This is a genomic window from uncultured Streptococcus sp. (assembly GCF_963536705.1).
Classification (GTDB): domain Bacteria; phylum Bacillota; class Bacilli; order Lactobacillales; family Streptococcaceae; genus Streptococcus.
The window spans coordinates 69,238-90,777 of sequence record NZ_CAUTAP010000002.1; the positions used below are offsets into that span (position 1 = coordinate 69,238).

Annotated in this window: 20 protein-coding genes; 17 read left to right on the forward strand and 3 right to left on the reverse strand. The window is 42.2% G+C overall.

The window, feature by feature from the left end; genetic code table 11:
• Nucleotides 1-23: 23 nt before the first annotated feature.
• The gene (locus tag RWX26_RS01640; protein WP_314578526.1) at nucleotides 24-1,586 is read right to left on the reverse strand and encodes a beta-carotene 15,15'-monooxygenase; all 1,563 of its coding nucleotides are present in this window, start codon (nucleotides 1,584-1,586) and stop codon (nucleotides 24-26) included.
• Nucleotides 1,583-2,377, reverse strand: a complete 795-nt coding sequence (locus RWX26_RS01645; protein ID WP_314578528.1) for an ABC transporter ATP-binding protein — start codon at nucleotides 2,375-2,377, stop codon at nucleotides 1,583-1,585. The genes RWX26_RS01640 and RWX26_RS01645 overlap by 4 nt, the downstream gene beginning before the upstream one ends.
• Nucleotides 2,378-2,451: 74 nt before the next feature.
• On the opposite strand from RWX26_RS01645, the gene RWX26_RS01650 reads away from it, so the two are divergent.
• The 10 genes from RWX26_RS01650 to RWX26_RS01695 all read left to right on the forward strand — a co-directional run bounded on the left by RWX26_RS01650 (nucleotide 2,452) and on the right by RWX26_RS01695 (nucleotide 10,695).
• Nucleotides 2,452-3,576, forward strand: a complete 1,125-nt coding sequence (locus RWX26_RS01650) for an AI-2E family transporter (protein ID WP_002894636.1) — start codon at nucleotides 2,452-2,454, stop codon at nucleotides 3,574-3,576.
• A gap of 151 nt (nucleotides 3,577-3,727) precedes the next feature.
• Complete coding sequence (locus tag RWX26_RS01655) at nucleotides 3,728-5,068, forward strand: hemolysin family protein (protein WP_314578530.1); 1,341 nt, start codon at nucleotides 3,728-3,730, stop codon at nucleotides 5,066-5,068.
• A gap of 181 nt (nucleotides 5,069-5,249) precedes the next feature.
• Complete coding sequence (locus RWX26_RS01660) at nucleotides 5,250-5,858, forward strand: hypothetical protein (protein ID WP_314578533.1); 609 nt, start codon at nucleotides 5,250-5,252, stop codon at nucleotides 5,856-5,858.
• A gap of 44 nt (nucleotides 5,859-5,902) precedes the next feature.
• Nucleotides 5,903-6,511 (forward strand): hypothetical protein, encoded by a 609-nt coding sequence (locus RWX26_RS01665; protein WP_314578536.1) that lies wholly within the window; start codon nucleotides 5,903-5,905, stop codon nucleotides 6,509-6,511.
• Between the two features lie 44 nt (nucleotides 6,512-6,555).
• Nucleotides 6,556-7,164, forward strand: a complete 609-nt coding sequence (locus RWX26_RS01670) for a hypothetical protein (RefSeq protein ID WP_314578539.1) — start codon at nucleotides 6,556-6,558, stop codon at nucleotides 7,162-7,164.
• Nucleotides 7,165-7,207: 43 nt separating this feature from the next.
• Nucleotides 7,208-7,813, forward strand: a complete 606-nt coding sequence (locus RWX26_RS01675; RefSeq protein ID WP_314578541.1) for a hypothetical protein — start codon at nucleotides 7,208-7,210, stop codon at nucleotides 7,811-7,813.
• A gap of 119 nt (nucleotides 7,814-7,932) precedes the next feature.
• The gene (locus RWX26_RS01680) at nucleotides 7,933-8,541 is read left to right on the forward strand and encodes a hypothetical protein (protein ID WP_314578543.1); all 609 of its coding nucleotides are present in this window, start codon (nucleotides 7,933-7,935) and stop codon (nucleotides 8,539-8,541) included.
• Nucleotides 8,532-10,043 carry a hypothetical protein gene (locus RWX26_RS01685; protein WP_314578548.1) on the forward strand — a complete coding sequence of 504 codons (1,512 nt, stop codon included), beginning with the start codon at nucleotides 8,532-8,534 and terminating at the stop codon, nucleotides 10,041-10,043. The genes RWX26_RS01680 and RWX26_RS01685 overlap by 10 nt, the downstream gene beginning before the upstream one ends.
• Nucleotides 10,044-10,051: 8 nt before the next feature.
• Nucleotides 10,052-10,345, forward strand: a complete 294-nt coding sequence (locus RWX26_RS01690) for a hypothetical protein (protein WP_002914579.1) — start codon at nucleotides 10,052-10,054, stop codon at nucleotides 10,343-10,345.
• An 8-nt stretch (nucleotides 10,346-10,353) separates the two neighbouring features.
• The gene (locus tag RWX26_RS01695) at nucleotides 10,354-10,695 is read left to right on the forward strand and encodes a hypothetical protein (RefSeq protein ID WP_314578553.1); all 342 of its coding nucleotides are present in this window, start codon (nucleotides 10,354-10,356) and stop codon (nucleotides 10,693-10,695) included.
• Between the two features lie 414 nt (nucleotides 10,696-11,109).
• On the opposite strand, the gene treR is transcribed toward RWX26_RS01695, so the two are convergent.
• Entirely contained in the window at nucleotides 11,110-11,823 is a 714-nt protein-coding gene (treR, locus tag RWX26_RS01700) for a trehalose operon repressor (RefSeq protein ID WP_032911868.1), read from the reverse strand.
• 187 nt (nucleotides 11,824-12,010) lie between these two features.
• On the opposite strand from treR, the gene treP reads away from it, so the two are divergent.
• From treP to RWX26_RS01735, 7 genes are all read left to right on the forward strand, one after another.
• Complete coding sequence (gene treP, locus RWX26_RS01705) at nucleotides 12,011-14,008, forward strand: PTS system trehalose-specific EIIBC component (protein ID WP_314578821.1); 1,998 nt, start codon at nucleotides 12,011-12,013, stop codon at nucleotides 14,006-14,008.
• A 72-nt stretch (nucleotides 14,009-14,080) separates the two neighbouring features.
• Complete coding sequence (gene treC, locus RWX26_RS01710; protein WP_314578556.1) at nucleotides 14,081-15,712, forward strand: alpha,alpha-phosphotrehalase; 1,632 nt, start codon at nucleotides 14,081-14,083, stop codon at nucleotides 15,710-15,712.
• A 187-nt stretch (nucleotides 15,713-15,899) separates the two neighbouring features.
• A complete protein-coding gene (locus RWX26_RS01715; RefSeq protein WP_314578559.1) occupies nucleotides 15,900-18,149 on the forward strand; it encodes an endonuclease/exonuclease/phosphatase family protein in 2,250 nt (749 codons plus the stop codon).
• Nucleotides 18,150-18,395: 246 nt separating this feature from the next.
• A complete protein-coding gene (gene pflA, locus RWX26_RS01720; protein WP_002905907.1) occupies nucleotides 18,396-19,205 on the forward strand; it encodes a pyruvate formate-lyase-activating protein in 810 nt (269 codons plus the stop codon).
• Between the two features lie 139 nt (nucleotides 19,206-19,344).
• Entirely contained in the window at nucleotides 19,345-20,280 is a 936-nt protein-coding gene (locus RWX26_RS01725) for a manganese-dependent inorganic pyrophosphatase (protein ID WP_002909135.1), read from the forward strand.
• 90 nt (nucleotides 20,281-20,370) lie between these two features.
• Nucleotides 20,371-20,883: a YiiX/YebB-like N1pC/P60 family cysteine hydrolase gene (locus tag RWX26_RS01730; RefSeq protein WP_314578563.1), complete on the forward strand. Its 513-nt coding sequence runs from the start codon at nucleotides 20,371-20,373 to the stop codon at nucleotides 20,881-20,883.
• A complete protein-coding gene (locus RWX26_RS01735; RefSeq protein ID WP_314578566.1) occupies nucleotides 20,876-21,529 on the forward strand; it encodes a DUF1803 domain-containing protein in 654 nt (217 codons plus the stop codon). Before RWX26_RS01730 ends, RWX26_RS01735 begins: the two co-directional genes overlap by 8 nt.
• Nucleotides 21,530-21,540 lie beyond the last annotated feature (11 nt).

Below are 21,540 nucleotides of genomic sequence, written 5' to 3' on the forward strand. Positions count from 1 at the left end.
AATTCTTAGCAAGTGTTCAAGTTTTATAGGTTTTTCTCAAGCTGGTCTGTTGATTTCCCTTTTCCTTTGTTCTTCCACCAATCGCTCAGGTCGACTAAGGATTGAGCGGCGGAAGGGATGAGAAGGAGAACATAGATATAGACATACTGGCTCTTGGTTTCCCAGAAGAAGTGGAAGAGGCCGCCCCCCAAGAGAAAGATGAAGGGATAGAGGTCAAAAGGCGTCAGCTTTTCCTCGGCGACGAAAAATTTATGTAGAATAAAGAAACAGGCGAGCAGATAGATACTGGCTAGCAGGGTCAAGAGCAGGAAATTAACAATCTGATAACCCTTTCTTTCCTCATAAATGCTGCGCAAGACAGTTGGCTTCATGTATTGCTGGCGCTCAATCTGCGGTCCAGTCCAGATAGACTGAAAGGTCGGTTCAGTCCAGGTAGACTTGACCTTTTCGTAGAAGAATTTCAGCGCATAAGCAGGATGCTTGCTGAAGTGAATCAGGATATCCTTCAAATCCCGAGTGGCCATTTCTGTTGCCAAATTTTCATCGTACTTGTTGCGCTTGAGAATCTTGGTATTGTAGGCATCGTACCAGCCTCCCAAGGTCTGCCGATTGGGATCATCCCGCAGGCCCATAGTGATATAGGCAATTTTTGGGGTACCGACACCAATCTTGCCCCCAATCATCTGCTCATAGTAGGCCGTCAGAGCCTTGTTTGAAAGAACGATGCCGGCTAAAATCAGAATGATGACTAGTGGTTTCTTCCAAGACCATTTATAAAAAATGGACAGGAAGTAGACGCCGATCAGCATAATGGCAAAGATAATGTAGTTGTTGCGCAGGAGGCAGGCCAGACTGATGCTGGCAGCTCCCAGCAAGGCATAAAGCAGGTTTCCTGTCTGGTCCAGCTTGATAAAAGCATAGAGACTGAGCAGACAGAAGAAGAGCCCAGGAATGGTACCGTAGACAAAGAAAACGAAAAAGAGTTGTGGTAGAAAGAGAAAGGTCAGCAGAATCGTGTATTTCTGAATCATTTCTCTAGCATTGAGCAGGGCAGTAATCTTGTAAATCAAGAAATGACTGAGTAAAGTCCAGCCGACATTCATGCTAAAGGCAAACTGAGTCGTCGGAGAAATAAAAGCATAAAGTCGCTCCAGAGTCATCAGTCCTAGCTGATGGGGATTGCGGTACATGTAGCTTCCGACGGTTGTCAGCGAGCTGTAATCTCCTCGATTAAAGGCCAGCGCTGCATTGAAAACGTGCTTGGCGTCAGCTCGGATGCGGCCATCGTAGGCCGTTATCAGAAAAATCGCTGCTGCTATAAAGATGAGGGACAGAATCCAAAAAAGATGCTTGGTCTGAACCTTTTCCAATAGGGGCCGGATTAAAAAGAGGCTGAGGAGAAAAAGTAAGAGTATAGGGTAGAAATACCAAGGATTACTGACGAATTGTACCCCTTCAGCAATCCTCAAAGGTATGTAAGTATGGGACAGCAGAATCTGCCCAGACAGGAAAAGCAAGGCAATCGCAGTCATGGTCAGAATCAGGAAGTAGCCCAGGTTGAAGATGGTATTAGAAAATTGCTTCATGAGGACCTGACCTCCACCTTGGCGAAATAGCGATCTTCTCCCAGCTCAATCAGCTCGACTGGCTGGGGATAAAATCGATCCATGACCTCTTTTTGAAGTATGTCTTCTTTAGGACCTTGGGCTATAATTTCTCCTTCTTTTAGGAGAAGGACATGATCCATAGCAGCAGTGATTTCCTCTACATGGTGGGTGACATAGAGGATGGTTGGAGCCTGGTCCATCTGTGTAATCTTACCAATCTGATCCAGCAGGCGCTCGCGAGCAAAGAGATCTAGACCACTGGTCGCTTCGTCTAAGATAAGCAGTTCTGGCTTTTCCATGATACTGCGCGCAATCAGCAAGAGCTGCTTTTCCCCTTGAGATAGACTGATGTAGCTCCGGCCAATTAAATCTTGCCCGCCAATGGAGGCCAGCATTTCCCTAGCTTGATCCAGTTCTGCTTGTCCGTAAGGAGAGTAAAGAATACTGCTTTTATACTTGCCTGTCAGGACGACTTCTTCGGCAGTGAGATGGCTGGGCAGGCGTTCAGCAATGAAGGAGCCGACTACTCCAATCTTAGTTCGCAGCTGAGGAATGTCGTCGGCACCAAATTCAGTACCGAGAACTGTTACCTTACCCTGGGTCTTCCAATGTTCAGCCATGAGCAGGCGCAGAAGAGTAGACTTTCCAGAACCGTTGAGACCGAGAATAGCCCAATGTTCTCCCTTTTTCACTTGCCAGTTGAGATCTTTTAAGATGGTTCGGCCTTGTTTATCCAAGCTTACATTTTCCAGTTTGATAATCTTTTCCATTTTTACTCTTTCTTTCGTTAAATCTCCTTTATTATAACAAAATTTATGGTAAAATAACTGATAGGAGGAGTCAAATGTTTCATAAAAGTAAGCTGATGTTTTGGACCAGTGAGGTCCTTTTGCTAACGATTATCTTCTTTATCTGGCGCCAGATGGGGGATATGATAACCCCGATTGTTAGCGTTGTGAATACAATCTTGATTCCCTTTCTTGTGGGAGGATTTCTTTACTATATTACGAATCCACTGGTAAAATTTCTCCAGGACAAGCTCAAAATCAACCGAATGATTGGGATTCTGATTACGCTCAGCCTTTTATTTGGTTTGATTGCTTTGGGTGTTATTTATCTCTTGCCGATTTTGATTAATCAGCTGAGCAGCTTGATTAATTCAACGCAAGGCCTTTATTGGGAAATTCAAAGTTTTGTCAATCAATTATCTAAAAATCCGCTCTTTCGGAATCTGAATATCCAGTCCACCATCCAGCAGCTCAACCTGTCTTATGTGGACATTCTGCAAAATATCCTTAACAGTGTGACCAATAGTCTGGGAAGTGTTCTGTCAGCAGTTGTCAATACGCTGATGATTTTGATTATGACGCCGATTTTCTTGGTTTACTTCCTCATGGACGGCCATAAGCTTTTGCCCATGCTGGAGCGGACAGTCCTCAAGCGGGATAAGCTCAATATCTCTAGTTTACTGACCAATCTCAATGCTACTGTTGCCCGCTATATCAGTGGAATTTCAATCGATGCCCTGATTATCGGTGCTCTGGCCTATATTGGCTATAGCGTGATTGGGCTCAAGTATGCTTTGGTCTTTGCTATTTTCTCCAGTCTGGCTAATCTGATTCCTTATGTGGGACCGAGTATCGGCTTGATTCCCATGGTCATCACTTATGCATTTACGGATCCTCAGAAGATGGTGGCGGCCTTGATTTACATGCTGATTATCCAGCAGGTCGATGGCAATATCCTTTATCCCCGAATCGTTGGTGGTGTGATGAAGGTCCATCCTATTACCATCATGGTGCTCTTGCTCTTATCCAGCAATATCTATGGCGTGCTGGGGATGATTGTGGCAATCCCGACCTATTCTATCCTCAAGGAAATCGCTAAGTTCTTGGCTAATCTCTACGATAATCACAAGGAAGCCCAGCAGCAGAAGAAGAACGAAGAGTTTGGGATTATTAATAAATAAGGATGAGTTTCGGAATTGATTAATTCCAGAGTCTCGATACCAGAAAATAAGACGGAAGGAAGGCCTTCCGTCTTATTTTCATTTCCTGTGCACTAAATTTAAAAATATGATATAATCAGATTTACCTATACTTTTCGAGGAGAAAGAATCAATGGAAGACCCTGGCAGTCAGAATATTTTATGGCAAGCCTTACTACTGTTTATATTGACTTTGTTAAATGCCTTTTTCTCAGCTGCTGAGATGGCAATGGTATCGCTCAATCGGGCGCGTGTGGAGCAAAAGGCTGAAGAGGGCGACCTCAAGTATATCCGGCTCTTAGCTGTCTTGGAAAGCCCCAATAACTTCTTATCAACTATTCAGGTTGGGATTACGGTTATCAATATCCTGTCTGGGGCCAGCTTTGCGGATAATCTGGGGAAACTTTTCTCTTCTTGGATGGGAAATTCCGAAACTGCACGTGCTATCGGAACTTTCTTAGCCCTGATTTTATTGACATATATTTCCATTGTTTTGGGGGAGCTTTATCCTAAGCGCATTGCCATGAACCTGAAAGACAATCTAGCTGTACGGGCTGCACCAGTCATTATTTTTCTTGGTAAGATTGTCAGCCCCTTCGTCTGGTTGCTGTCAGCTTCAACCAACCTGCTGAGTCGAATAACGCCGATGAAGTTTGATGATGCAGACGAAAAGATGACCCGGGACGAGATTGAGTATATGCTGACTAAGAGCGAAGAGACCTTGGATGCGGACGAGATTGAGATGCTGCAGGGGATTTTCTCTCTGGATGAGCTGATGGCGCGTGAACTAATGGTGCCGCGGACGGATGCTTTTATGGTGGACATTCAGGGCGATACCAAGGAAATCATCGAAAGCATTCTCAAACAGAGCTTCTCGCGGATTCCTGTCTATGATGGGGATAAGGACAATGTCATCGGTCTGATTCATACCAAGCGACTGCTCAATGAAGGATTCATCAATGGTTTTGATAATATCGTTCTGCGCAAGATTCTGCAGGAGCCGCTCTTTGTACCGGAAACCATGTTTGTCGATGATTTGCTCAAGGAGTTACGCAACACGCAAAATCAAATGGCAATTCTCTTGGATGAGTATGGCGGTATGGCTGGTCTGGTTACACTGGAAGACCTCTTGGAGGAGATTGTCGGTGAGATTGACGATGAGACAGACAAGGCTGAAATCGAAGTCCATGAAATCGGTGAGAATACCTACATTGTCTTAGGAACCATGACCCTCAATGACTTTAATGAATACTTTGAAGTTGAAATTGAAAGTGACGATGTGGATACGATTGCTGGTTATTACTTGACTTGTGTAGGGACTATTCCAGATCCGAAGGAACGCATTAGCTACGAAGTCGAAAGTCAGAATAAGCAGCTCATTTTGACCAATGACAAGGTTAAAAATGGCCGTGTCACGAAGGTTAAGGTTAAAATTTCGGAACAAGTGGAAATAGATGAGGAAGCTAATAAATAGTTGACTCTTTATAAATCAAACAGGCTTTCTTATAAAGAAGGTCTGTTTTTGATTGCTGTAATAAGGCGGTTTGTTTCATTGAGTTAGAGATGATCCAATAGTAAAATTGCAGAAAAGGTTTTAAGATTCCGATTACACAATTTTTATGGTAAACTACATTTAGAAAGACACGGTATTTTGTATGACTAAACGATTAAAATCTATTCTTTTATCTCTGCTTTGCATTTTCGTACTTGTAATAGGAGGTAAATTTTATATGGATCGAATGAAAGTGGATAATCTCTACCGGCATGGTTTTCAGCTCTATGAAGAACAAATCGCAACCTACCTAAAAGAGCATTACAGCGGTATCAGTAAAATCGAATTTTCTCCAATTTTTAAAAGTGGAGGAAGTGGAGAAGGTTTTGTCTATGCTCGTATAGTCCCAGTTGTTTATGATACATATGGTAATAAAGTATATTTGCGCAATGATGGTGTTTTAAAGATGGGTGTGGCAGATTATGAAATGACAGCCGGAATTGATTTAGACTTTAATGTCAATGACGGTTCGGAAATAATATATTTGCGTAATAATCAGAAAGAGTCTATTAGTGTAGAAAGTTACCAGAATCTACCAGATAAATTAAAATTGAATAAGGATGAAATTACTGATGAAAAGATGGAGGCTTTTTCACGTGAAGGGTATTTAAAAGGAGTAGAAAAAAATAGCTTAGGTAGTCCCAAAGCTGAGATTGTCTATAATTTAGAAATTAGACGCATACAGGGAAGGGAGTTTTATGAATGGAAGTAACGCACGAATTTGGTAAGTTTGGATAGAAAGAAGAGGAAAATTATATGTCAAAACGAATAAAGTCAATTCTTTTATCTTTGCTTTGCATTTTCGTACTTGTAATAGGAGGTAAGTTTTATATGGATCGAATGAAAGTGGACAATCTCTACCGGCACGGTTTTCAGCTTTATGAGGAACAAATCGCGACTTATCTAAAGGAGCATTATAGCGGTATCAGTAAAATCGAATTTTCTCCGATTTTTAAAAGTGGGGGAGGAGGAGAAAGTTTTGTAAACGCTCGAATAGTCCCAGTTGTTTATGATAGTTATGGAAATAAAGTCTATCTACGAAATGATGGAGTGCTAGATATGGCAGTGCCAGATTATGGAACCCTTGCTGGTCTTGACTTAAGCTTTAATGTCAATGACGGGTCAGAGATTATCTATCTGCGAAATAATGAACGCGAGTCTGTAAGCTCAGAAATATATCAACACCTTCCAGAACAGTTAAAATTACAAAAAGAGGAATTTACGGATGAAGTGATGGCTGCTTTTTCCCGTGAGGGTCATCTAAAGGCAGTTGAAAAAAATAGTCAAGGCAGTCCCAAGGCTGAGATTGTCTATAATTTAGAAATCAGACGAGTAGATGTACGGGAGATAGGCAAATGGAAGTAACCCACCAATTTAGTAAGTTGGACTAGAAAGAAAAGGAGGTTTGTATGACTATACGAGTAAAATATATTCTTTTATCTTTGCTTTGCATTTTCGTACTTGTAATAGGAGGTAAGTTTTATATGGATAGAATGAAAATAGACAATCTTTACCGGCATGGTTTTCAGCTTTATGAGGAACAAATCGCGACTTATCTAAAGGAACATTACAGCGGTATCAGTAAAATAGAGTTTTCCCCTATTTTTATTACAGGAGGAAATGGGGAAAGTTTTTTACAAGGCCGTGTAGTTCCAGTGGTTTATGATAGTTATGGAAATAAAGTCTATCTCAGAAATGATGGTTTTGTTGAGAAGGTTCTTGTGGATTATAAGATGGTATTTGGGACTGATTTGGATTTTAATGTTAATGATGGCTCGGAAATTATTAATCTAAGAGATGATAAAAGAAGACACAATAGTGTTATTTGGGGGCAACCTCTACCTGAAAATTTGAAATGGGTAGACCACGAGACAACAGATGAATCGATGGAAGCTTTTTCTCATGAGGGATATCTTAAAGATGTAGAAAAGAATGACCAAGGTAGTCCCAAAGTTGAGATTAGTTATAATTTAGAAATTCAACGAATTGATGAAAGGGACTTGGATAAATGGAAGTAACCGATTAATTTAGTAAGTTGAGATAGAATGAGGAGAGTTTTAAATGTCTAAACGAACAAAATCTATTCTTTTTTCTTTTATAGTTTTTGTTGTTCTTGTGATAGGCGGCAAGTTTTATATGGATCGAATGAAAGTAGACAATCTCTATCGTCACGGCTTTCAACTTTATGAGGAACAAATCGCAACCTACCTAAAAGAGCATTACAGCGGTATCAATAAAATCGAATTTTCTCCGATTTTTATTAGTGGAGGAAAGGGAGAAAGCTTCGTTCATTCTCGGGTTATACCTGTGATTTATGATAATTATGGCAATAAAGCCTATCTCCAAAATGGCAGACCCCTAGATATTGGAGTACCTCGTTATGGAACATTTTCCGGTCTAGAATTAGATTTTGCGTACGGTGGCTCCGAGTTTATTCATTTGTTAAATGATGAGAAAGAATATATACAAGCTGATCAGTATCAGCACCTGCCTCCAGAATTAAAGTTAAAGAAGGATGATATCATGGATGAAGTTATGACGGCCTATGTGAATGAAGGACTTCTAAAAGGAGTTGAAAAAAATAGTCAAGGCAGTCCCAAGGCTGAGATTATCTATAATTTGGAAATTAGGCGAGTGCAGGGAAGAGAGGCTTTCGAATGGCAGTAACACACTAATTTATTTAGGAAAAGATACATACGAAGAATTTTCCATATGATTAATTGAGTTCTTTTCATTCGTTCTTCTTTTTTGTGGTAAAATTAATATATAAAGAAAAGGAGGTTTGTATGTCTAAACGAACAAAATCTATTCTTTTATCTTTGCTTTGTTTTTTTGTACTAGTAATAGGAGGTAAATTTTATATGGATCGAATGAAAGTGGATAATCTCTACCGGCATGGTTTTCAGCTCTATGAAGAACAAATCGCAACCTACCTAAAAGAGCATTACAGCGGTATCAGCAAAATCGAATTTTCTCCTATTTTTAAAAGTGGAGGAAGAGGGGAAGGGTTTGTCCACGCTCGTATAATTCCAGTAGTTTATGATACTTATGGTAATAAAGTCTATCTTAGAAATGATGGAACTATTGATACTTTAGTTCCTAATTATGTTTTGACTTCTGGAATTGAGTTGGATTTTAATGTCAATGATGGTTCAGAAATTATATATTTATATAATGAAAAAAATGAATCTATTGAAGTAGGACAATATCAACATCTCCCAGAACACCTAAAATTGAAGACGTATAAGAGTACTGATGCTATAATTACTGCTTATTCACAAAAAGGATCGCTAAAAGGAGTAGAAAAAAATAGCCAAGGTAGTCCCAAGGCTGAGATTATCTATAATTTAGAAATCAGACGAGTAGATGTACGGGAGGTAGGTAAATGGGAGTAACCCACCAGGATATTCAGCGTATACAATCTGATACAAAATTTTACGCAACAAATCCATCAGAAAAGATAATTGAAAACAAAGCTACAGGCCAAAATTTTCAAATCATTGACCGAATGGAGGGGGTGACTCAGGCTATTGCAGTAGCTCCCTTGGATGCTAATGGGGAGCCCATTGTTTCCCAGACTATTGTGACAGTCGCAGGAACCCAGCCAGTTTTTGCCAACCCTATCAGTTCAGACCATTGGGCATCAACCAGCAATGCATTTGGGGGTGCTTATGGGGATGGAATGACAGCTCAGTATGAGGATATTGAAGCTTTTTATCAGCGTGTCCAGAAGATTACAGAAGTAGGTGACAAGAAGCTAAACCAGCCGGTCAGAATTTATGCCATGAGTGGCTTTAGTCAATCGGCAACTCCAGTTGTCAAGATAGCAGCGGAACATAACGTCCCTATGGTCGTCAATTATACAGACTGGGGTGCTCAGGCTGCTCTTGATAAGGGGAATTTTACTGCCAGTGATTTAGCATATATCAATCGACATGTTACGACCTATGATGCTAATACGAAAGATACGACCATAATGGATAGTAGCGGTGGACGGATTCCTTATGCTAATATTATTTCCCGTGAAGGAACGCAAGGACTGCATTCCCCTGCAGAAGATCACAACCCTGCAGCATTCTATATTGTTGGCAATAGACTTGATACAGAAAAGTATGCTAAGAGGGGTGAGTTTGTATCAGGGATGACTCCAGATCAGGTACGTGCAGCTGCTAAAATCAAAGCTGAGCGAACCCCTATCTGGGACAAACACGATGAAGCTTACTTCATTCGAGAATACTATGAAAAGTTTCCGCCCAAGATTGGTAATATGCTGGATTTAGACTGGTATGCAAAAAAAGGTGAATTCTTTGTTGGTATGACGGAGAAGCAGGTGCGTAAAGCAGCTAAAATTAAAGCCGAACAGTCACCTTTCTGGGACAAACACGATGAAGAATACTATGTTAAAGAGTATAAAAAGATATACGGTGAGTTTATATCTGAGGCTAGATATAAGCGCTTATTGGCTATTAATCGTGCGATTGAGACAATTTCTTCGGCTCAGTCTGGTTTTTCAAGCGTTAGTGGGAGCCAGCTGGTTTATCTGCGAAAAGATCTTGTGACTGCAGTTGCGGATTTAGCTGAACAGCAAGGAGCAGAGTTTGAAGAGCTAATCAAGCAAAAATTGAGTGAATATAAGCAAAATATTGAAAACATGGTGACATCACTCCGATTGATAGCTTATGGTAGCAGAATCTATTTATCGGATGATGAGTTGGAATCGATCTTGTCCCAATTTACATTGGAGACTTGTTGGGATAGTGGGGTTGAAGAAGCAACGCTAAGTGAGGCGGCTTCTTACAAACAAAAATTGGATATTTTTGGTTCTAATATACGCCAAGCAGCTGATAGACTCGAAGAAGTGGATCGTCAAGGAAGTATACAGTTTAGTAGCAAGTAGGAGGAACTATGGTAAATCTCAGAAGAATAGAATTAACAGCGAATAATAATCTTGTTGAACTAATGAAGGCTCAAGAACGGGAGATGATCGATGCTCTGATTCAATCGGAGAAATCTAAGGTTACAGCGCAGTCTAGTCTTTTAGCTGCTTGGTTGGCTGAGCAAAAGCTACAGATGTCTGATTTTGCTACTGCTACTCTCAATAACAGTCTAAAGGGTGGATTTTCTGGGAATGCTGCGACAGCTGCGACAAATTATCTAACAAATATCCCACAACCAAATCTGCAAAACCCTATTAAATGAGGTCTGCTATGGAACAGATATTCAGACTAGAAGAGAAATATAAGCAAGAATTAAAGAAAATAGAGCAAGTTGAAGAAGTACTGGATTCTATGAGATTAGATGCTCGGAGAAAGACGGATTTATTGAGTGAACAATTGCTTTACTATTCTAGAAATCATTCAACTGATGAGATATATCGGGCAGTTAGTAAGATGAATGACAATATGGAACAATTTGATTTGTCTTTCAGAAAATTTTTTGACGAACTTAGTGAAGAGAGGGAAGAAATAACCGCTAAATATCGGAAAGACTTAGACCGATTGGAGGATGAATATTATAAAAGAAGGAAAGCTGAGAATTCTCAAGTATAGACTGTAAAAATATCATATATCAATGCAGTATGAAAAAGTGATATTTAATGTCAGCCTTTTAAGTTTCCTTCAAGTTTTTTATAAGTCTGTCTTAAGTTTCTGGGATTATACTAATACCATCAAAATAGAAATGAGGACAGTCCAATGACATCTAAAGTTAGCCTATATGATAAGCAAGTATTGACATTCTCTCAGGCGCAAAAGTAAGAAAGGAAGTAATAAGAATCAGTAACGTTTAAAAAGCAGCAGAAGCCCTTAACTAATTTTTTCATATAAATCTCCTAAAACAAGTAAAAAGAAATTTTGAGGCTCTTTGTCGCTCCAAAACAAAGCAGCCTTAGACTACTCATAAAAGAAACCACCTCTGCCAACTGGAAGGCAGAGGTGGTTTTGTGGTCTGGATGGAACTCAAGGTTATTCTTTCTGACGCTTAGCGAAATCCACAAAGCGAAATTTGTCTAGCTTGTGACGGCTCTCGGTATATTGAAACTGGCGGCCGTCTGCCAGATAGACCTGGGATTTGACAGAGACGACCTGCTGATCCTTGCCTAGGTCCATGAGAATCTTGTCTCGGTCATTGGCGTGGTCAATGGTAAATTCCTTTTTGGCATAGGCAATGTTAAGTTTTAAGTCATTTTCCAAATAGGCATAAATGGACTGCTCAGCGATTTCCCTTGTCAAGTCAGGGACGATTCCCTTGTCTAAATAGTCAATATCTAAGACAGAGGCGACTTGGTCTACAACGCGCTGACGGACGATTCGCCAAACCAGTCGGTAGGGAGGGAAACCAGTGATGTCGGACAGTTTCTGATCTACGGTAATCTTTTCCAAGCTGACAACATTGGTTTTGGACTGCATATTATTCTGCTTGACTACTTCTTGATAGCTGGTCAGCTTAGACACAGGAAAGTCAAACTGTTCATGCTTGATGACTTTGGAACCCTGTCCGCGGACTTTTTCAATCAATCCTTCTTCTTGCAGCAGCGCCAGAGCCTTGCGAACAGTGTCGCGGCTGACCTGGTAGTCTTCTGTCAGCTGGTGTTCGCTGGGCAAGAAGTCCCCGACTGCATAACGCTCGTCTAAAATATCTTTCTCAATTTGTTTGAATAATTGTTTATATTTCTTCATCATAAACTCCACTTGTTTTCTTTTTTACATACAACCCAGAAAATTTTATCAAAAAAGTGGGCTTTTTTCAACAAACAACTTGCATACATCTTTGGAATCGATTACAATAATTTGTAGAGATGTGTTGAAAAACCGACTCGTAAAAAATATAAGGAGAGTGCTGGATTCTCATTCAGCCATTAGTCAAATGGGAAAATTTGAGAAGGAAGCTAAAGATCTGCTAGATGCAATCGGCGGCAAAGAGAATGTCACAGCAGTTAGCCATTGTGCAACGCGGATGCGCTTTGTACTTGGCGACGATAAAAAGGCCAATGTCAAGGCCATTGAGACAATCCCAGTGGTCAAGGGAACTTTTACAAATGCTGGGCAATTCCAAGTCATCATTGGAAATGATGTGCCAATCTTTTACAATGACTTCACTGCTGTATCAGGTATTGAGGGAGTATCAAAAGAAGCAGCCAAGTCTGCTGCCAAGAGCAAGCAAAATCCCCTTCAGCGGGTTATGGCCACTCTGGCGGAAATTTTCACCCCGATCATTCCAGCTTTGATTGTCGGAGGGTTAATCCTTGGCTTCCGAAATGTCCTTGAGGGCGTGCATTGGTCTATGTTGGATGGGAAAACAATCACAGAGGTATCCAAATTCTGGTCTGGAATTAACCATTTCTTGTGGCTTCCGGGAGAAGCAATTTTCCAATTCCTGCCAGTTGGAATCACTTGGTCTGTTTCTCGTAAAATGGGAACTAGCCAAATTCTTGGGATTGTCTTGGGAATCTGTTTGGTGTCCCCACAATTGCTCAATGCTTATTCGGTAGCATCGACACCAGCAGCTGAAATCGCTAAGGACTGGGTTTGGGATTTCGGTTTCTTCACTGTCAATCGTGTTGGTTACCAAGCTCAGGTTATTCCAGCCCTTTTAGCAGGTTTATCTCTATCTTATCTGGAAATCTTTTGGCGTAAACATATTCCAGAAGTAGTGTCTATGATTTTTGTGCCATTCTTATCATTGATTCCTGCTCTGATTCTGGCTCATACTGTCTTGGGTCCTATCGGTTGGACAATCGGTCAGGGGCTTTCAACAGTTGTTCTTGCAGGTTTAACTGGTCCAGTTAAATGGCTCTTTGGCGCAGTATTTGGTGCTCTTTATGCTCCATTTGTGATCACAGGTCTTCACCATATGACCAATGCCATTGATACTCAGTTGGTAGCTGATGCCGGTGGTACTGGTCTTTGGCCAATGATTGCTCTGTCCAATATCGCTCAGGGTTCAGCTGTATTTGCATATTACCTTATGAAACGCCATGATGAGCGGGAAGCGCAAATTTCCCTGCCTGCAACCATTTCAGCTTACCTTGGTGTTACTGAGCCTGCTCTCTTCGGGGTCAATGTCAAGTACGTTTATCCATTTGTTGCGGGAATGATTGGTTCGTCTATTGCGGGTCTGCTTTCTGTAACCTTTAATATAACAGCAAATGCCATTGGTATTGGTGGTTTACCAGGTATCCTTTCTATCCAGGCAAAATATATGATTCCATTTGCAGGAGTTATGCTTGTAGCAATCCTTGTACCAATGTTCCTGACTTTCTTTTTCCACAAGACAGGCTTCTTGACGAAGACAGAGGAAGATCCAGAATTGCAGGCAGAGTTTGCAGCTCAGGAAGAGGCTGAATTTGCCGGGCCATCCAAAGCCGAGTCATCTCCAGAGGTGAAAGCAGCTGATTCATCAGCTCCTGTAACGATTACTAGTCCGCTGGCAGGAGAAGTCAAAGAATTGAGTCAGGCAACAGATCCTGTCTTTGCACAAGGTTTGATGGGGCGCGGAGTTGTCATTGTTCCTAGCCAAGGTGAGTTGGTTTCGCCAGTCAATGGTACAGTAACCGTCTTCTTCCCAACCAAGCATGCCATCGGCATCTTGTCAGATGAAGGTGTTGAAATCCTGATGCATATCGGAATGGACACTGTTAATCTGGAAGGCAAAGGCTTTGAAGGCTATGTGTCTCAGGGAGATAAGGTTAAGGTTGGCGACAAGCTCATTTCCTTTGATATAGACATGATCAAGAAAGCGGGCTATGTGACAGAAACACCAGTCATCATTACGAACTCAGACAAGTATCAGGTGGAGGTGCTTGAACAACTTCCTCGGGTAGTTGAGCGAGGCAGTCAGTTGATGAACGTTAAGCCACTTTAAAGAAAAATGAAATGACTTATAGAAAGGGACGGTGCTTTAAAATCTGTCCCTTTTCTCAAAAAAGGAGAAAATATGACACTTGATAAAACAAAGGTTGTCTACCAAATTTATCCAAAATCTTTTAAAGACACAACTGGCAATGGTTTGGGAGATTTTCGAGGGATTATTGAAAAACTTCCCTACTTGAAAGAGCTGGGAGTGGACATGATCTGGCTCAATCCATTCTATCCGAGTCCGCAGCGGGACAATGGTTATGATATTTCTGACTATACTGCAGTTGACCCTATCTTTGGAGATATGGCAGATTTTGAAGAGATGGTCAAGGTTGGCCAGCAGCATGGTATTGACTTTATGCTAGACATGGTTCTTAACCATTGCTCGATTGAACATGAGTGGTTCCAAAAGGCACTGGCTGGGGATTCCTACTACCAGGACTTCTTTATCCTGCGGGATGAGCCGACGGACTGGCTGTCCAAGTTTGGCGGCAGTGCCTGGGCGCCATTTGGCGATACGGGCAAATATTATCTGCATCTTTATGATGTGACTCAAGCCGATCTTAACTGGCGCAATCCCAATGTTCGTAAAGAACTCTTCAAGGTGGTGAATTTTTGGAGGGATAAAGGCGTCAAAGGCTTCCGCTTTGATGTCATCAATGTTATCGGAAAAGATGAGGTGCTGACGGACTGTCCTGAGCAGGAGGGCAAGCCTGCCTATACTGATAAGCCAATTGTGCATGACTATCTGCGTATGATGAATGAAGCAACCTTTGGTCAGGACGATTCCTTTATGACGGTTGGTGAAATGAGTGCTACGACGATTGAAAATTGCATTCTTTACACGGCACCAGACCGGCAGGAGCTATCTATGGCCTTTAATTTCCATCATCTCAAGGTGGACTATGAAGCTGGACAAAAGTGGACGCTTAAGGCTTTTGACTTTGAAAAATTAAAACGCCTCTTCCATACTTGGGGCAAGGAAATGAGTGATCACGATGGCTGGTCAGCCCTCTTTTGGAACAACCATGATCAGCCGCGAGCTCTCAATCGCTTTGTCGATGTAGAGGATTTCCGCAATGAAGGGGCGACCATGTTGGCAGCCAGTATTCATCTGTCGCGAGGGACGCCTTATATCTACATGGGTGAGGAGATTGGGATGGTGGATCCTGACTACGACTCCATGGAAGATTATGTGGATGTCGAGTCTCTCAATGCTTACCAGAGTCTGCTTGCTGAAGGTCAATCGCCAGAAGCAGCCTTCAGGATCATCAAGGCTAAATCTCGTGATAATTCTCGGACGCCTATGCAGTGGGATGATTCAGCCAATGCAGGTTTTACAACAGGAACTCCATGGCTGAAGGCGGGCAAATCCTATCCTCTCATCAATGTGGAAAATGAAATCAAGGGCCCGATTTTTACCTTTTATCAGAAATTGATTGGCTTGCGTAAGGAACTACCTATCATCGCAGAGGGCAGCTATCAGCCAGCCTATGAGGACAGTCCTCAGGTCTATGCCTTTGAGCGGGAGTGGCAAGGACAAAAACTTTTAGTCCTTAACAACTTCTATGCTGACCCAATTACCGTGGACATCCTGACGGACTATCAAAATGGTCAGGTTCTCCTATCCAATTACGGCAAGACTCAGATTGACCATGTGATGACCCTGCAGCCATACGAAACCATGGCAATTTTAGTAGGTGAAAACTAAAGTCTCGAAAGAATCTGGAAAAAATTTCAGATTCTTTTTTATGTGTTGGGCCAGCCTAGACAAGTATTTTTGTGAAGAGAGAGAAACTAATACAGAATTTTAAGAAAGCCTTTGCAAAATTTGATTCTTTTCTTTATAATAAAAATTAAATAGGATAATATACATTTATACAGAAAAGGAGAAGTTCATGAAAAAACAAGTTTCTTACAGGCAGCTCTTTCCCATAGCGGTCTTGCTAGCTGCTTTTCTGTCTCTGCTTTTTTCTGTCCAACCAGTCGGAGCAGAAGAAGCGGTAAGTTCGTCGACTTCTGAGGCGGCTGCTCTTACAGAGAATCCGGCTGTAAGTGATGCGTCGGTTGCCAGTCAAGCAGAGAGTGCATCAGCAGAATCAGGAGAGTCAAAGGCAGCTTCTACAGAGACAGTGGAAAAGGAAGGCCAAGCTCCTGCTACAGCACAAGCTGCAGCTAGCGGACCAGAAGCTGTGCCCAATGTGGGAACCATTCAGGGAGAATCACAAGCCTCTCCCTATGAGGACAAAGAGGTTCAAGTTTCCAATGTAGTTGTGACGAAAACAGACCGCTATGGTTTTTATGTTCAAGACGTGACTCCTGATGGAAATAGCAGGACTTCTGATGCTCTTTATGTTGTTTCTAAAGAAAAAGTCGATGTCGGAGACAAACTTAGTCTTGAAGGACGCGTCAAAGAAGGCTACATGGAAGAGCTCAGCGTTCGTCAGGGGCAAACTTTCAACAAGCCAAGCGATAGCTTGACTGTCACCATGCTGATGGCTTCTAAAGTGACCAAGGAAGGGAAAGTTGATTTACCTGATCCAGTTGACATCGTGGCTAATATGCCTCAGGATACGGTCGATAACGATATTAATAATTATCAGCCTCAAAGTGAAGCGTTGGACTACTGGGAAAGTTTGGAAGGAATGTTGACGACGGTGAAGAGGCCCCGCGTTTTAGGCCCGCAGTACCGTGGAGACATTTATGTCTTACCTGAAGGCTACCAAGCCCAACCATTAAACAATATCGGTGGCCTAAATCTTCGTCCAAACGCTCAAAATACCGCAACCATTCCAGTCTATGTTGGCAATAAATTCATTGCCAAGGCCAAGGATTATTTCAATGGTGATGTGGTCGGAGTCGTGACCTATCGTGGGAAGATTTATAAGTTGGAGCCAACTCAGCTGCCTGATTTGGTGGACGGGGGCTTGCAGAGACAGGTCTCTCCTATCTATCCAAGTGAGGACAAGCTGACTATTGCTTCCTACAATATCGAGAATTTTTCTGCTAATGCTAAAAAAGGTGAAACGCCTGAGGAAAAAGTGACTAGAATCGCTAATTCCTTCATTAATGAAATCCACAGTCCAGATATCATCACGCTCATCGAGGTTCAAGATGAGAATGGCAGCGTTAATGACGGAACGACCAGCGGTGTCAAAAGTGGCGAGAAACTAGCGGCTCGCATCAAAGAACTGGGAGGTAAAACTTACAAGTACACTGAAGTTGCACCACTTGACGGTCAAGATGGCGGCAAGCCTGGCTCTAATATCCGCGTGGCCTTTCTCTACGATCCAAATCGAGTGAAGTTAGTTGAAAGAGAAGCTGGTACGAGTGACGAAGCTGCTAGCTTCTCCGGTGGCCATCTAGTTAAGAATCCTGCCCGGATTTCTCCAACAAATCCAGCCTTTACTAAGGTTCGTAAATCCTTGGCAGCTGAGTTTGAATTCAAGGGACAGCATATCGTCGTTATCGCCAATCATTTGAAGTCTAAGATTGGGGATGATGCCGTTTATGGTTCCGCTCAGCCAGCGGTTCAGCATACGCAGGCAGCCCGGATAGAACAGGCTAAAATTTTAAATAGCTTTGTTCAGGAAGGACTGAGGCAAAATCCAAATCTTAAGTTTGTTCTGACTGGGGATTTCAATGACTTTGAATTCTCTGAAACTGCTAAAGCTATTGCAGGAAATGAACTCATTAACCTCATGCAGGAACATGATGCGGCTGACCGCTATTCTTACTTCTACCGTGGCAGTAACCAAAGCTTGGATAACATTTTCATTTCGAAGAACCTGGCAGGCAAGGCAGTCTTTGCGCCTGTCCATATCAATGCCTCTTTCATGGAGGAACATGGCAGAGCTTCAGACCATGATCCAGTAGTGGTGCAGCTGGACTTTTCTAAGGATGTTGCAGCTTCGTCTTCTGACAGCTCCCAACCGTCTCAATCAAGTGGACAATCTTCTGTAGCAGTAGCTCAAGGAGTTCCTTCTCAGACCAATTCTCCATCGTCCAATCAAACTGGACAAGGTCAGACTGCTGGCAGCAAGAAGAAGGGACTCCCTCAGACCGGCCAAAATAACAGCGGCTGGGCAGTCTTGGGATTGACCTTGCTGATGTTTGCTTTTACTCTCAAAAAGAGAAGCAGAAGTTGACTAAAATCAATTTAAAAAGTGAAATCAGGGTGGACTAAAGAACCTACCCTGATTTTTTATTTGCCAGCATCTAAGAGCAAGTCTGTTCCCGCTTTCGCCCTAAAATTTCATCTGTTGTAAAACACTGAAAATGAAACTGAAAAACAGTTTGTTTTCTAAAAAATAGGCAAATTAAGTCTATTTTTGCTTTAATCATGTTATAATGTAGTTAGTTATAAAACGTTTTCAGAGTTAAGAGGTTGCGCGATGGTTGAAGAGAAAATTGAAGAAGCAGTTGATTATGGAAAGGTAACGGGCATGGTCCACTCCACCGAAAGTTTTGGAGCTGTTGATGGACCGGGTATCCGTTTTATTGTTTTTTTGCAGGGATGCCACATGCGCTGCCAGTACTGCCATAATCCGGACACATGGGAGATGGAGACTAACAAATCTCAGCTGCGGACAGTGGATGATGTCTTGCAAGAAGCTCTCCGTTATAAGGGTTTCTGGGGGAATAAAGGGGGCATCACCGTCAGCGGAGGAGAAGCCTTGCTACAGATTGATTTTCTGATTGCCCTCTTTACCAAGGCTAAGGAGCTGGGCATCCACTGTACATTGGATACCTGTGCCCTGCCTTTTAGAAATACGCCTCGCTATCTGAAAAAATTTGACAAGCTTATGGCAGTCACTGACCTTGTCCTACTGGATATTAAAGAGATTAACGAAGAACAGCACAAAATCGTGACCAGCCAGACCAACAAGAATATCTTGGCCTGTGCCAAGTACCTGTCTGACATTGGAAAGCCAGTCTGGATCCGCCATGTCTTGGTGCCAGGATTGACCGACCGTGATGATGACTTGATTGAGCTAGGTAAATTTGTAAAGACGCTGAAGAATGTTGATAAGTTTGAAATTCTACCTTACCATACTATGGGAGAATTCAAATGGCGGGAGCTGGGCATCCCTTACAAGCTGGAAGGGGTTAAGCCTCCGACAGCTGATCGGGTCAAGAATGCCAAGGAACTCATGCAGACGGAGTCCTATACAGAGTATATGAATCGGGTGCATAATAGCTAATCTATTTTGAGTATGAATAAATGGGCTGGTGGGTTGACCAGTCCATTTTTCTTAAGAAAATGCCCTTCTGCTTTTGTGAAATGTCTGTAATTGTGGTAAAATAAATGCAATAAACATTATATAAAAGAAGAGGTCTATCATGTCTAAAATTTTAGTTTTCGGTCACCAAAATCCTGACTCAGATGCCATTGGTTCATCTTATGCTTTTGCTTACTTGGCTCGTGAAGCTTATGGCTTGGATACAGAAGCTGTTGCTCTGGGTGAGCCTAATGAAGAAACAGCCTTTGTTTTGGATTACTTTGGCGTGGCGGCACCGCGCGTGATTACATCTGCAAAGGCAGAGGGTGCTGAGCAGGTTATTCTGACAGACCACAATGAATTCCAACAGTCTGTGGCTGATATCGCTGAAGTTGAAGTTTATGGCGTAGTGGACCACCACCGTGTTGCTAACTTTGAAACAGCTAGTCCCCTTTACATGCGCTTGGAGCCAGTGGGATCTGCTTCCTCTATTGTTTACCGCATGTTCAAGGAGCACGGCGTAGAAGTTCCAAAAGAAATTGCAGGATTGATGCTGTCTGGTTTGATCTCTGATACTCTCTTGCTCAAATCACCAACAACTCATCCGACTGACAAGGTCATTGCACCAGAATTGGCTGAGCTGGCTGGTGTCAACTTGGAAGAGTATGGTTTGGCAATGCTTAAGGCAGGTACAAACTTGGCTAGCAAGTCTGCAGAAGAATTGATTGACATCGATGCGAAAACATTTGAGCTGAATGGAAATAATGTGCGTGTGGCACAGGTCAACACAGTTGATATCGCTGAAGTTTTGGAGCGTCAAGCAGAAATCGAAGCGGCTATTGAAAAAGCAATCGCTGATAATGGCTACTCTGACTTTGTCTTGATGATTACAGATATTATTAACTCAAACTCAGAAATTTTGGCTATCGGAAGCAATATGGACAAGGTCGAAGCAGCCTTCAACTTTGTTCTTGAAAACAACCATGCTTTCCTTGCAGGCGCTGTTTCTCGTAAGAAACAAGTGGTGCCTCAACTGACAGAAAGTTTTAATGCTTAAAGAGCTCATTTGAGGAAATAAGTTACTAGAAGGGGCTATTCCCCTCATACCTAAAAGGAGTCTTGACTCCTTTTTTGATAGGTGAGAAAAATGAAGATTCAAGATTTACAAGATGGAGATTTGATTTTTACAGTCGGATCTTCAGAAATTGCAGCAGCCATTCGGTCAGCAACTGGTTCATACAGTCATGTGGCCATCTTTTTTAATGGTGAGATTTTTCATGCAACCCATGAGAATGGTGTTGTCAATCAAGAATTGTCTGATTTTTGGCAGGATGAGGATGTTTATGACGTGTATCGCTATCCAGCTATTGAAGCAGAAGCTGTCTTTAAAAGGGCCAAATTACATCTAGGAAAGTCATACAATTTCAGCTTTTATCCTCAGTCCGATGGTTTTTACTGTTCGGAGTATATTGCGGAAATTTTGCCGATTTTTGATACGATTCCTATGCAGTTTGGCGATGAGGAAAATCAGATTTCTGATTTTTGGCAGGAATATTATCGGGACTTGGGCTTAGCGGTTCCCATTGATCAGCCTGGGACGAATCCTAGCCAGTTGGCTCAGTCAAGAAAACTCATCTACAAAGGAGAACTCCATGATTAAAATTATCAATCCCAGCCGTTTGACGCGCCAGCCCTTTTTTCAGGAGCTGATTGATTATTTGGATCAGCATGAGGCTGTGATTCTACGTGAGATTAAGCGAGAGTTTGCAGGTGTGGCTAATATTGACCGCTCGATAGAGGACTATATCAAGGCAGGTTACATCCGGCGGGAGAACAAGCGATATTATCTGACGCTGCCTCTTTTGGAAAGTTTGGAGGACTTGCGTTTGGATCAAGAAGTCTTTATCCGTGATGACAGTCCGCTCTATCAGGAACTGTTGGAGCTGCGTTTTAAGACCCAGCTGTCCAATCAGACCAATGCGGCTGTTTTGCTGGAAGAGACAGATTTTCTGCGGGATAAGCTGACCTTGGCAAATTATTTTTACAAGATGCAGCGCCAATATCCCCTGTCTGATGCACAAAAGCCCCTCTATGCTGTCTTGGGCGATGTCAATCCAGAGTATGCACTCAAGTATATGACGACCTTTCTTCTCAAGTATGTCCGCAAGGCTGAGCTCATGCAGAAGCGGCGGGACATTTTTGTCGATAGCCTAGTAATCTTGGGCTATATCCGGCAAAACGAAGCAGGCAAGTATGAGTTGCAGGCTAGCTTTGATAAGGAGAGATTGACTTTCCAGCTGGACTGATTTTCCCATAG